Origin of the sequence: Oceanisphaera marina (genome assembly GCF_014643915.1) — a bacterium.
Lineage (GTDB): Bacteria > Pseudomonadota > Gammaproteobacteria > Enterobacterales > Aeromonadaceae > Oceanimonas > Oceanimonas marina.
On the sequence record NZ_BMKE01000018.1, the window covers coordinates 43,731 to 56,245 of the forward strand.

Consider the following 12,515-nt stretch of genomic DNA (forward strand, 5'->3'; position numbering starts at 1 on the left):
GGTAAGATCGCAAGTGTATGATTATTAATAGTAAAATATGGCTACCTCTAGTTACTGATTTAGTCAGGATCTTACAAATATAATTTTCCGTTTTCTTCCGTGGATTCCGTGGCAAAAATAGGTTTTATTTACTATTTATTGTGGCGGCGACAGTCGTCGTTCCAGTCTCTGCAACAGCGCATCAATGACGATGGCCATTAGCGCCACCATGATGCCCCCTTGCAGCACGTAGGCCATATTGTCGGTGAGCAAACCGGCAATGATCACCTCGCCAAAGCCTTTCGCCGCCACCGTCGATCCTATGGTGGCGGTCCCTATGCTGATCACCAGTGAAATGCGAATGCCGGCCACTATCAAAGGCAAGGCCAGCGGCAGCTCTACCGACCATAATTGCTGGCGCGCATTCATGCCCATGCCGCGAGCGGCTTCACGTACCCGGTCGGGTACCTGCTGCAAACCGGTCACGGTATTTTCGTAGATGGGCAACATGCCATAGAGAAACAGCGCCACCAGCGTCGGCGTCAGTCCAAAACCCAATGCCGGTACTGCCAGTGCCAATACCGCCACCGGCGGAAAAGTCTGGCCCAGGTTGGCGATGGCGCGAGCCAGGGGGAGAAATTCCCGACCGGAGGCGCGGGTAACCCAAATGCCCGCGAGCAGGGCCATCAGGGTGGCGGCGGCAATGGCGAGCAAGACCGCCGTCAAATGCCAGAACAACAGATTAAAGACGCTGTCGCGAGCATAGATGGCGGGTGTGCGCTCATCGACCAATTGGCGAAACAGCGGCTCCAGCCATTCAATGTTAACGGTCATGATCAGCAACAGCAGCACAGGAAGGCCCAGGCTCAGCCAGCTGCGGGCAGCAGGCAGCTTCATGCTCGTGCCCCCTGTTGCAGCAGCTCATGCAAGCCGAGCTGACCTATGGGTTTGCCGGTGTCATCCACCACCTGCAACTGCTCCGCTTGTTCCCAGATCAGTAAAGCCATGGCGTCACGCAAGCTGGCACTGGCGGCTATGGTCGGCAACTGAGCAACAGGCTGGGCTGCTGGCAGGGTTGCCAATTTAGTCATGATTTGGCCGACCTGTTTGGTGCTGAGTAAGCGCAGCGGTCGCTCGCTGCCACCCACCAAATCCTGCACGAAGCCGGCGTTAGGGTGGCGTAGCAGAGTTTCTGGAGTATCCAGTTGCAGCAATTTTCCTTTGTCCATTACCGCAATCACATCGGCCAGTTTGATGGCTTCTTCCAGATCGTGGGTCACCATGATGATGGTGATCCCCAATAGTTGCTGGATCTTCAGTAACTCGTCCTGCAGCAGTTCCCGGGTCAGCGGATCCAGGGCGCCGAAGGGCTCGTCCATCAGCAGTAGTTCGGGTTTGGCGGCCAGTGCGCGAGCCACGCCTACCCGTTGCTGTTCGCCACCCGACAGTTGATGAGGATATTTGCCGGCAAAAGTGGCGGCGTCCAGCTTGAACAGCGTCAGCAGCTCGGTCACTCGCGCATCTATGTCCGTTTTTTTCCAGCCCAGCAGCCTGGGTACTGTGGCTATGTTCTGGTGGATAGTGCGATGAGGAAACAGACCCACCCCTTGAATCACGTAGCCGATACGCCGGCGCAGCTGCTCCGGCGCCAGTGTGGTGACATCCTGACCCTTGATCCTGATCTGCCCCTGGCTGGGTTCAATCAGCCGGTTGATCATGCGCAGCGTGGTAGACTTGCCACAACCTGATGTGCCCACCAGCACACAAAACTGGCCGCTATCTACCTTGAACGAGAGGTTATTGACGGCAATATGTGTACCAAAGTGTTTACTGAGTGCTGTTACTTCAATCATGCTTTATCGCCTCGCTGCAGGGCTATCAGGGTGTCGATAACAATGGCGAATAAAAAGGCCAGGACCAGCGTCGGCACCGCGCCCAGAATCACCAGATCGGTAGCGGTCTGGCCCAACCCCTGAAAGATATAGGTACCAAAACCGCCGCCCCCCACCAGGGCCGCCACCGCCACCAGACCGATATTCATGGTCACCACTACCCGCAGGCCGGTCAGGATCACCGGCAACGCCAGTGGAAACTCCAGTTGCCATAATAGTTGGCGGTGGCTCATGCCCATACCTGTAGCGGCATCTCGCACACTGGCATCAATCTGATCGAAGCCGAGGGCGGTATTGCTGACTATGGGCAGCAATGAGTAGAAGAACAGCGCGATTACCGCCGGTGCGGCACCTATGCCGCGAATGCCGAGCTCGGCCAGCAATGGGTAGCCGGTGGCCAGCAGGCTCAGGGGGATCATCAGCAGGCCGAACATGGCCAGACTGGGAATGGTCTGCAAGATATTGAGCACCGGAAAAACCATGGCTTTCAGCCTGGCCGAGCGGTGGCAGCGCACCCCCAGCGGAATGCCGACCAATACTGCGGGTATGATGCTGCCCAGCGACAGTTGCAGATGACGAATCGCCTGACGCCAGAAGTCGCTCTGGTTGTGATATTCGCGCAGCAGTGACAGTGAATCCCATTGACCACTGGCCAGCAATGCCATCACGGCCGCCACCATCAGAGTAACCAGCGCCAGTCGATACAGAGGGCTTAATGCCAGCTTGATGGCGGCATCTGTGATCAACAGCGCCAGCCAGAATATTGCCAGCCAGAAACCGCCATTAAGTGATACGCGAGCCAGGGGGCTGGCCTCGGCCAGTAATTGTGAGGCGCTGACGCCGACCGTATACATCAGCAGGAACAGGGTGGTCAGAAGCATCAATAATCGCAGCGGGATGGCATATTTGAAAAGTGATAGCAGGCTGGTAAGCGCTAACATCACCAGCAGCGGTATCAGCGAATCAAGGCTGGCTGCATGCAGCAGGTCCATGCTTTGGCCGGGCATGATGCGGTTGGGTTGCAGGCTGACCAGGGGCAGGGTAAACAACGACAGCAGCAGAGCGATCCCAAGTGTGCAGCCGACCTTGTCGAGATTGGAAAACGTCAAAAATACTCCTGAAACATGCCAGTGTAATTCCCCTCGCTGGGGGCTTAGGTGTAAGTCAGGATAAGGTCTCCCACGCCAACACGCAGCAACTACCTACCTACCTGTAAGCTCGGCGATGGCATCCATGCCATCGAGGGTTGGCTTAGGGAGCTCCTTATCCTTCCTTCAGCCGTCCGGTATTACGCCGAAAACAGTCAGTCCTGCAAAAATCCTTTCTCGGACAGGTAACTTCTGGCGACGGCCTGGGCACTTTCGCCACCGATGGCGATGCGACTGTTCAGCTGTTGCAGGGTTTTCACGTCCAGCGACTGAAAAATGGGTTCCAGAATGGTGGCGATCTCCGGATGGGCTTCCAGGATTTGCTCGCGCACTATGGGGGCCGGGGCATAAACCGGTTGCACGCCCTTGTCGTCTTCCATCACTACCAGGCCGACCGAGGCGATGGCACCGTCGGTGCCGTATACCATGGCCGCATTGGTGTTGTCGGTCTGCAGCGCCGCCGCCTTGATGGTGGCCGCCGTGTTGCCCCCGGCCAGTACCAGCAGCTGCTTATCGCTCAGGGTGAAATCATAGGTCTGCTGAAAGGCGGGCAAGACCGCCGGGCTGGATACAAACTCGGCCGAAGCGGCCAGCTTTATCTCACCGCCCTGGCTCACGTAGCGACCGAAATCGGACATGGTGTGTAACTGGTTACTCTCGGCAATGTCCTGGCGCAGCGCTATGGCCCAGGTGTTGTTGGCGTTGGCCGGTGTCAGCCAGACCAGCTTGTGCTGGTCGTCATCCAGCTGCTTGGCGAGATCGTAACCTTGCTGAAAATTTCGCCATGCCGGGTTTGCTTCCTGGTTGTGGAAGAAGGCGGCGTTGCCCGTGTATTCCGGGTAGATATCGATTTCGCCCGAGATAATGCCTTTGCGTACGATGGGAGTGCCGCCCAGCTGAGAGCGGTTCTCTACCTTGAGCCCCGCATTCTCCAGCGCCAGATAAATAACATTACCCAGCAGGCCGCCTTCGGTATCTATCTTGGAAGACACCACTATGGGAGCGGCGGCCAGGGCGGGCTGAGCCGCGACCAGGGAAAGGGTAAACATGGCCGCAGCCAGTGACTTTTTCATGTTGTTTGTCCTTGTCTCAAGAATAGGTTCCGAAAACGCCCGAAAATGCATAAGGGTACTCTATGCAAAGCTCATCTCCCGGTAAACCGCTAACCACGCTTGATGCTCATTTGGCTCGGTTTTTGGCTGATGTCTCGTTATCACCCTCGTTAGCAGGGGGATGTTTTTTATGATGACCTTTCTCTTTGTTACCAAGGAGGCGCAGATTAAACGGTCGCCAGAAGCCCTGCTGCGAGAAGCATTCCCAGCCCCAGCGCAGCCAGCCGAGCAAAGCAAAGGCCAGCCACAATGCCCAGCCGAGCATCAGCCCACGATATACCCACAAGGGAGTCGATAACACCCGTGCCTGGGGCAGGTCGGCGGTACTTCTGTCCTGATACCAGCGCAGGGTATTGGCATAAGACTGGTTGCCACCGATCTGCATATTGGGCAGCCCCAGCAAGCCCTGCTGTATGGCAAAGAACAGATAACTCAGCGCCAGCAAGGTCAGTATGACCAGGCCGATTTGTGCCAGGTTGAACCAGTTTCCCGCCGTCTCATGCTGCCAGCGGCCGCGCCAGCCCAATGCCAGCAACCAGGCCACCACGATAAAGGCCATCCATAGCGGAATTTGCGTCAGTCCTATGCCTAACAGCAACCAATGATGGAAACGCAGTGGGGTAACGGGCACGCGACTTAAGCCAAACGCCAACAGCACCACCATGGCCAGCAAGCTCCAGAATAATACCGCCGGACCCATATCGGGCCCCATGGTGAATAACACCCAGCGATCCTCGCCCAGCGTGAGTTCGATCTCGTTATTGACGCTGGCGCTGTTCAGGCCGATAACCGGCGTGACCAGCAGCGGCTGAATACCCTGGTGATGGCGCCAGCTGATGTTCAGGGTGTGCGCGCCTGGAGTGAGCGGAATGGTCAGGCGGTTGTCCGGCTGCAGGTCAATCGGCTGGCTGTTACCGTTAATCAATACCGACTGCAGGCTGATGTTATCTGGCATTTGCAGCTGGTGCTGACCGCCCTGGCTGCTGCGCATTTGCAGTATCAGGCTGGCATCGGTTGCTCTGTGACCGGGCGCCATGGTCAGCCTGGTGCTGTCTATGGTCAGGGTTTGCCCGGTAACCCCTGCGGGGCGGCTGATGTGCAGAGTTAATGACTCCCCGGGCCAGGGGCGCCATTGCGGTAACCAGTTGCCGCCGGCATCTTGATGATGGATCACCGGCAGGTCTTTGGTTGCTATGTGCCAGATGGTGCTGGCATCCAACTGCCAGCTTTCCGTCCAACGCTCGGTCTCTGGGGCGGTCAGGGTCAGCTGGGCTGATTTTTCCAGTCGCGACTGCCAACTTGCCTCATGCTGATTGGCCGTCAGATTAACGATCGCCTTGCCATCTTGTACGCGAAGACCGTCCGTGAGTACCGACTCACCCTTGAGCAGGGGGATTGCCAACCTGATGGGCTGCCCCAGTGGCGACTGACGGCGCACCCGGGTTGTTACCGTCCAGTCCAGGTCCAGCCGTAACCGCCGCTCTATCTGCACAAAGCCCGGTGTTGGCCCTGGCTCAAGCCGGTGGGATGGGGCGGCTGAGCCAGCTGCCTGATCTCGGTTTAACTGCAGTTGCGCACTGGGCACACCATTTTCATCTACCCCGTGCAGCGTCCAGCCCAGGGTTTGTGCTGTTACTCTATGAGGGCGCAGCGATAGCGGCAGCTGTATATTGCCTTGTTCGGGCACCGGGCCCATCAGGAGCACCTTGTGAATGCCGGCGGGCAGGCGCATATACAAGGTACCGTCTTGATGGCGCAGCAGGGCGGTGCTGGCGCTGCCATCCAGCTGTATCTGACTGGGTAGCCAGTGTTGGGCATTGGCGGGCAAGGGCACGGCAACATCCTGCTGGGTATGAACTTCCAGCTCGGCCACCAGCTGTTGTGTATCGATCTCGATCTGCATGTTGGCGATTTGCGCGCAGTGCGGCAGGCAGTCGGGGGGCGCCAGCAGCCGGGTTTTAAGTTGGGTTAACCGCTGATCATCAGGCATGGCTGCCTGTGCTGGCGCACTCACGGCCATCAGTATCGGCATCAGCAAGGTCATAGGTAGCAACAGCGCCCACAGGCGATGTTGCTGATATAGGCCCCGGCGGCGACTGATGCTCAGGCCTGCCATGCGTAATATCAGCAGGCTGAGCAGTAATACGCGCAGCAGGTTTAACAGCAGGTTCATCATGGGCGACAGCAAGACTAACTGTATTTGCTGATCCCGCTGTACCGGGCCATTCCAGCTCAGTTCCGTACTATGCCATTGCCAATCAGGCAGACCGGGGCCGGTTTGTACTTTGGCATCGGGATCGATTTGCGTGAGCGGCGACGCCTTATCGGGGGCCGACGAGAGTCGTATGCCTGCCTGGTCTTGCTGTTTTGCCAGCGGCGCCCCTGGTTCCATCTGCTCGCTGCTTATCGTGTCCATGGGCGCCTCATTCATCATGGGAAAAGGATGATTAGGCGTAGTGTGTGCTAACTGCGGATACATGGCCGTGCGCAGTTGATCCACCATAAAAGGAATGGCAATCAGTAGTAGTACCAGCAGGCCGAGGTTACGATAACCGATCACCGCTTTTTTTAATCGACCCAGGGGCAACACCCTAAGCAGTGCGGTGGCGGCCAATAGATGTAACCACACCCAGCGCGGTGGGCCAAATCCTGCCGCCTGATGCCAGATCAGCGCCAGCGTCAGCAGGGTAATCAAGCCCCACTGCCACCCCCACAGGCGGTAAGCGGCTACGGCGGCGATTAACACCAGAAACAAGTCCAGCAAGGTCCAGCGCTGCAACCAGGTATTGGGCGCAGTGTCCATGCCTGAGGCGGACAGTAAGCTCCAGCCGGGCGGCAGGTTTAATCGGGTATGCAAAGACTGCAGGTCCAGATCCCAGCCCACGGCGGGCAGAGTTGAAATGGTGCCTTGATAGCGGCTGTCGGCGGTTACATTCAGCTGCCCGCGACGCACTTCCACCCCCACTTGCTCCGACTCTGGCATGCGAGTAATAAACTGGTCTTGGCCATCAATGGCTACCCGACCCAACTGTAGATCGGGACGGGGTTCCAGCCGCCAGCCCTGATTGATGCGGCCGGTCAGGGTGTCCTGCACGCTGTAACCGCCGCCATCAAAGTCCAGCCAGAGCTGGCGGCGCAGGGTAAGCTGGTCGGACTGCTCTTCTTGATTGCCGCGGCGAATTTCACGCAGCCCCATACTCTCGCCCTGAGCGACTTGATAAGCCGGTAACCGCTGCCAGTCTGCGGGCAAGTTGGTTTGTTGCGGATCGATGGCGGTCAGCTTTTCTACCTCCACCAGGCGCAGCGAAGGGGCTGCCTGAAACACCCAGACTTCTTGTTTTGGCCAGGGCTCGACGGCCTCGGGCAGGGTAAGGCTGTTGATATTGGCAGGATGGCGGCTAATCAGGCTGATGCTCCAGCGGCCGGGGCGAACCTGTACTCTCAGTCGGCCATCGGGTTCCAGTCTGGCGGGGAGTGGGCTATCCAATTGCAGTGGAAGTTGCTGATCGAGCAATAGCGGGCCCAGCAACAGCTCGCGTTGTTCACCGGCCACCTCCAGGTTAAGCAGGGTGGTCACTTGCAGGGGAATATCGTCCGTTATCTTGCGATACACCTGTAGCGACAGGGCATCGCCTTGCAGTGCGCCAGCCGGTTTGTCGTCATCGTTTTGGCCGAGCCAGAGACGGCCTTTTTCATCCAGCGCTACCGATGTTATGGGTTTGTTGTTGATGGTAAGTGCTAACAAGCCGGTGGCGGGGTTGAGCATCAGATTGTTAGGCAATTTGGCCCATTGCCATTGGCCGGTAATCACATGTTGGCCGGCGGGCAGCTTGAGGCGCGGGCGGCCGTTATCCACCGAAACCGGTTTTGCTTCACCATTCACGGTGACCTGCTGTGGCCAGTGTTGTTGGTTGCCGGGCAGTTGTACCCAGCTATCTGCATATAGCTGCCATTGCTGGCTAAAACGGCCGCCATTATCGGTTAAATCCAGCGTCAGTGTTGTTGGCCAGGCACATTGATAGCCAGTGGCCTGGTTGTAGATGAAGGGGCATTGGCGCTGTTCTTCTCCCTCCAGTACCCAGTCAATCCAGGGCTGTAATGGTGCCGGTACCTGCTCTGGGCTGATGGCGCGAGCAGAGAAAGGCACCAGAGTAAGCATCATCAGTAATACGAGGGTGGCACGGCGCATAAGATTCCCTTCTTTGCTGGGTCGATAACGGGTATTGAGGTGTAAGCCTAGCATGAAGGCCTGAAAACATAGCGGTAAGCCGTCAGCTTTAAGCTGTCAGTCAAGGTCAACGGCAAAACACAACTCGTGACCAGGTTAGAAGCAGGTTTTTATGAAAGATGGTGTGATGTTTAGCTGATCGCTTAAAGCTTATGACTGTATTTGCTGTATTGTCTGCTTTTTATTGCTAAACCTGAGCGTTCACGTTTTTCATATAACAAAAGCAGCATAAAAAAGGGCTTGGGTGTAGCGTTTGTTGCAAAATGCTGCATTTTTGGTTTTTTTATAGTGGGTTCTGCTATAAAGTCGCATCAACTTCAGTGTATGAGATGGATTTTCTCCCATCAAAGGATGACTATGAACCCCACACAACCCCTGTTATTGCGCCTGACTAACCGCGTAAGCTTAGTCACGCAGATTTTGATTGGTATTATTGCCGGTACCCTGCTGGCCGTTGTTGCGCCAGAGGCTGCCAACTCCGTTGGTCTTTTGGGTAACCTGTTTGTGAGCGCGCTCAAGGCGGTGGCTCCGGTACTGGTGTTTGTACTGGTGGCCTCGTCGATTGCCAATCACCGTAAAGGCAGCCAAACCAGTATCAAGCCGGTATTGACCCTGTATCTGGTGGGTACCTTTGTGGCGGCGCTAACGGCGGTGGTGATGAGTTTTGCCTTTCCTACCGAACTGGTACTGGCCACCAACGGCTCTGAAGCTACTCCACCCGAAGGTATTGGCGAAGTATTGCAAACCTTGTTGTTTCAGGTGGTCGATAACCCCGTTCATGCCTTGATGACCGGTAACTTTATCGGGGTATTGGCCTGGGCCATTGGTTTGGGCCTGGCGATGCGCCACGGTGCCGACTCCAGCAAGCATCTGTTCAAAGACATCGCCGATGGTGTTTCCAGTATCGTAAAAGTCGTGATCCGACTGGCCCCTATCGGTATTTTTGGCCTAGTGGCCAGCACCATAGCCGCCACCGGTTTTGATGCCTTGTGGGGGTATGCCCGTTTGCTGGCGGTATTGATCGGTTCCATGCTGGTGATTGCGCTGGTGATGAACCCGCTGATCGTCTATTTCAAGATCCGTCGCAACCCCTATCCGCTGGTATTCAAGTGCCTGCGTGAAAGTGGCGTGACCGCCTTCTTTACCCGCAGCTCGGCGGCCAACATTCCGGTTAACATGGACTTGTGCAAGCGTCTTGATCTGCATGAAGACACCTATTCGGTCTCCATTCCGCTGGGCGCCACCATCAACATGGGCGGCGCGGCCATTACCATTACCGTGCTCACCCTGGCTGCCGTGCATACTCTGGGCATTGAAGTGGACATGGCTACCGCCTTGCTGTTAAGCATCATTGCCGCCGTGTCTGCCTGTGGTGCTTCTGGCGTGGCGGGAGGCTCCTTGTTGCTGATCCCGCTGGCGTGCAGCCTGTTCGGTATTTCCAATGAAGTGGCGATGCAGGTAGTGGCAGTGGGCTTTATTATCGGCGTGCTGCAAGACTCGGCAGAAACCGGCCTGAACAGCTCGACGGATGTGCTGTTCACCGCTGCCGCCTGTCAGGCCGAGCAAAACAAACGATAGCGGTAAGCTTTCAGCTGTCAGAAAATAACAGCCCCGAGCCTTTAGGTTCGGGGCTTTTTTCTTTAAAGAGCTGGGCTTCTGCAACGGAATTCACGGAAGAACACGGAACAATAGTGATCAAACCTGAAAAATATTTTTAATGGTAAAGATAGCGCCTGGCTTCATGTCTTTAACTGAAAGTCTTACAGCCTGTCACTCAGTCACAAGTTTTTATTGCACTTAATGGTGTAATCAGGCAGAGCGTACTACTCCGTTCGACTCGCCGTAAACCCATCCATGGGGGCTCCGCCGCGCCTTCCCTGGCGCGGAGGGTCGACGGAGCAGACACCCTCTGCCTTCCTATTGGCAGCACAGTGGTCTGTCAATATTACCGGCCGACAGCTCAGAGGTTAAGAAGAGGTTGCTGGGATAGCCTCAGCCGACCATCACATGCCAGGGAAGTCATGTGCTGAGCGTCACATGGAAGTGCTTGAAGCGTGTAGGAGGAGGCTACCGAGCTGGCTCTGTGCACTATTTACTTGCTAGCGACTTGTGACTAAGTGACAGGGCTTACAGCTTCAAGCTTTCGACTTCCCGAAGGGGCCTTTGTCTTCCTCTTGTTGCTGACAAAGTGCGATAAAGCGGCGTAGCAAGGCGGAGTGATATTTTTGCTTATGCCACACCAATTTGAGGATGCGGGATAAGTGAGTATTTACATTGATGATAACCAGGCGGCCCGAGAGCAGCCGGTCGTTCACGGCACGCCTCGACACAAATGCCAGCCCCAATCCTTGTTCCACCGCCAGCATGACCGACTCCAGGGTGTTGAGCTCTAGCCGTTGACCCAAGGCTCCTATCTGGGGGGCAAGCTCGCGATCAAACTGTTCGCGATTCCCCGATTGCGGCTCACGCAATACCCAGTCGTGGTGTGCCAATTGCACCAGGCTGAGCGTTTTTTTATCGGCCAGAGGGTGATCGGGGTGGGCAACAACCAGCATTTCATCGGCTAACCAATCCTGGGTGATTAACGCTGGGTGAAAGTTTTCCCCTTCAATCAATGCCATATCCAGCTCAAAACGCAGCAGCATGTCACACAGATTATGGGTGTTGGTGATACACACCTTGGCCTGTAATTCGGGTTGTTGTGCCAGTAGTTTGGGCAGCAGGTAATTACCGATGGTTTGGCTGGCCCCCAGGCGCAAGGTGCCGCTGGGGGCGCCTTGCTCATCAAACAGATGCTCGATATCCGTGATGCGACTCAAGATCTCTTCGGCCAGTGGCTGTAATTGGCGGCCCTGATCGTTGAGCTTTAAACGAGGGTGTACGCGGTCGAATACCGGCTGGCCGAGCTGGCGCTCCAGCTCGGCCAGCGCTTGAGACAGGGCCCCTTTGCTTAAAAACAGCTCCTCTGCCGCCAGCCCTAAGTTGCCGTGCCGTGCAATGCTGCTGAACACCTGTAACTGTTTCAGACTTATCATTTAGAAATCCTGAACACTTTGTTTAAATCATTTAGATATCATGAATATTAAGGTTTTTTTATGATGGGAGCCAGTTACCAAGGAGGCCCACCATGCTGAATATTTCTCGACATCGCTTTGCCAATGTACCCACTCCCATGGCCGGGCTGGCACTGGGCATCGCCAGCCTGGGCTGGGCCTGGGAAAATGTGGGGCTGTTTGCCGGTGGGGCGCAACTGCTGGGCGCCATTGTGGCTGCCGCATTGCTGCTGATATTAACCGGCAAGTTTGTACTGCATCCTGGATTGCTGGTAAAAGATCTGGCGCACCCTGTGGTGGGCAGTGTGGTACCGACCTTTGCCATGGCCACCATGGTGGTGTCCAAGGCGGTAGCTGGCAATTTGGGCACTGGCCTGTGGTTGTTTGCCGTGGCACTGCACCTGGTATTCTTGGTGATGTTCGCCTGGCATCGCCTGAAAGATTTTCAATTGCATCATATGGTGCCCAGCTGGTTTGTTCCGCCCATTGGTATCATAGTGGCCGACGTGGCCAGCCCGGGCGGCGCATTCGCTCCCTTGGCCCAGGTGTTGCTGTGGTTTGGTATTGCTTGTTACGCGGTGATGTTACCCATGATGCTGTATCGGCTTATTTTCTGTGCCGAGGTACCTGATGCGGCCAAGCCGACCATCGCCATTATGGCGGCACCGGCCAGCCTGTCGTTAGCCGGTTACCTGACCGTAACCGCCGAGCCGGCACCCGTGTTAGTCGCCGTATTGCTGGGCATCGCCGTGCTGATGACGGCCCTTATTTACCTGGCGTTTATCAAGTTGTTACGTTTACCCTTCAGCCCGGGCTACGCTGCTTTTACCTTTCCGCTGGTGATCGGTGCCACTGCCTTGTTCAAGGTTGCTACCCTGGCTGAAACGCAGGGCCTGGATATGGCCTCTGTTGCCCAGTTACGTTGGTTGGCCGAAGGCGAGCTGGTGATCGCCACTCTGGTGGTCAGCTATGTGGCACTGCGCTTCGCGCAACACTTTAACCCACTGCGCAAAGCCTTGGCTGAACTGGCTTAATGACTTAGCAGCGCCAAGCGCCGCAAGCTTCAAGATCTTTTCGCCACGGAAGAACACGGAAAAATAGAG

At 56.2% G+C, this 12,515-nt stretch carries 8 protein-coding genes; 2 read left to right on the forward strand and 6 right to left on the reverse strand.

Annotated elements, in window-relative coordinates:
* Window positions 1-135: 135 nt before the first annotated feature.
* From IEW52_RS11415 to IEW52_RS11435, 5 genes are all read right to left on the reverse strand, one after another.
* The gene (locus tag IEW52_RS11415; protein WP_229667914.1) at window positions 136-876 is read right to left on the reverse strand and encodes an ABC transporter permease; all 741 of its coding nucleotides are present in this window, start codon (window positions 874-876) and stop codon (window positions 136-138) included.
* Window positions 873-1,832: an ABC transporter ATP-binding protein gene (locus IEW52_RS11420; RefSeq protein WP_188630206.1), complete on the reverse strand. Its 960-nt coding sequence runs from the start codon at window positions 1,830-1,832 to the stop codon at window positions 873-875. Before IEW52_RS11420 ends, IEW52_RS11415 begins: the two co-directional genes overlap by 4 nt.
* Window positions 1,829-2,980, reverse strand: a complete 1,152-nt coding sequence (locus IEW52_RS11425; RefSeq protein WP_188630207.1) for an ABC transporter permease — start codon at window positions 2,978-2,980, stop codon at window positions 1,829-1,831. The genes IEW52_RS11420 and IEW52_RS11425 overlap by 4 nt, the downstream gene beginning before the upstream one ends.
* 194 nt (window positions 2,981-3,174) lie before the next feature.
* On the reverse strand, window positions 3,175-4,092 hold the full coding sequence (gene osmF, locus IEW52_RS11430) for a glycine betaine ABC transporter substrate-binding protein OsmF (protein WP_188630208.1): 918 nt from the start codon (window positions 4,090-4,092) through the stop codon (window positions 3,175-3,177).
* Window positions 4,093-4,198: 106 nt separating this feature from the next.
* On the reverse strand, window positions 4,199-8,374 hold the full coding sequence (locus tag IEW52_RS11435) for a hypothetical protein (protein WP_188630209.1): 4,176 nt from the start codon (window positions 8,372-8,374) through the stop codon (window positions 4,199-4,201).
* Window positions 8,375-8,716: 342 nt separating this feature from the next.
* Here IEW52_RS11435 and sstT point away from each other — a divergent pair, with 342 nt between their 5' ends.
* Window positions 8,717-9,937: a serine/threonine transporter SstT gene (sstT, locus tag IEW52_RS11440; protein WP_188630210.1), complete on the forward strand. Its 1,221-nt coding sequence runs from the start codon at window positions 8,717-8,719 to the stop codon at window positions 9,935-9,937.
* Window positions 9,938-10,494: 557 nt separating this feature from the next.
* On the opposite strand, the gene IEW52_RS11445 is transcribed toward sstT, so the two are convergent.
* Entirely contained in the window at window positions 10,495-11,394 is a 900-nt protein-coding gene (locus IEW52_RS11445; RefSeq protein WP_188630211.1) for a LysR substrate-binding domain-containing protein, read from the reverse strand.
* Window positions 11,395-11,486: 92 nt separating this feature from the next.
* On the opposite strand from IEW52_RS11445, the gene IEW52_RS11450 reads away from it, so the two are divergent.
* The gene (locus tag IEW52_RS11450; protein WP_188630212.1) at window positions 11,487-12,446 is read left to right on the forward strand and encodes a TDT family transporter; all 960 of its coding nucleotides are present in this window, start codon (window positions 11,487-11,489) and stop codon (window positions 12,444-12,446) included.
* Window positions 12,447-12,515 lie beyond the last annotated feature (69 nt).